This is a genomic window from Pseudomonas sp. EL_65y_Pfl1_R83 (genome assembly GCF_963970695.1).
Taxonomy (GTDB): domain Bacteria; phylum Pseudomonadota; class Gammaproteobacteria; order Pseudomonadales; family Pseudomonadaceae; genus Aquipseudomonas; species Aquipseudomonas tritici.
Genome location: NZ_CAXAQI010000426.1, coordinates 1 through 453 on the forward strand (window position 1 = coordinate 1; position 453 = coordinate 453).

Annotated in this window: 1 protein-coding gene and 1 pseudogene; both read right to left on the reverse strand. The window is 62.0% G+C overall.

What is annotated here, in order from left to right; translation table 11 throughout:
- A pseudogene (locus tag AACY08_RS29640) lies at positions 1-234 on the reverse strand (hypothetical protein); the annotation flags it as partial.
- A partial coding sequence (locus tag AACY08_RS29645; protein WP_339472646.1) for a hypothetical protein occupies positions 231-453 on the reverse strand: 223 nt, incomplete at its 5' end. The gene AACY08_RS29645 and the pseudogene AACY08_RS29640, both read right to left, overlap by 4 nt.

Here is a 453-nt window from a genome sequence, read left to right on the forward strand (position 1 = left end):
CTGCGTATAGGTCTTGTACTCGATCAGCTTCTCGGTGCCCCGGTGCAGCAGCCCGACATGCGGATCGACGCGCTCGACGATTTCACCGTCCAGCTCCATCACCAGACGCAAAACGCCGTGCGCGGCGGGATGCTGCGGGCCGAAGTTGATCGTGTAATTCTGAATCTCGACATCGCCGACCTCGGGATCTTCCCCGTCAAGGCGATGTTCGATTTGGTCGAGATAGTCGGTCACTGGTTCTGCCCCTTCCCGTTGGAGGGAACGACATCGGGATTGGCCGGCTTCTCGCCCGCGTCAGGGCCTGCCTTGCCTGCACCGGACTGCGCAGTGCTGTCCGTCGTTTTGGGCTGACTCGATGCCTGCTTGGGCGATGCGGCAGCATCGGCCTTGACGATTTCATCGGCCTTGAGCGGGGTCGGCGCGCCCTTTTCCTCAGGCAGCTTCGCCTTTTCG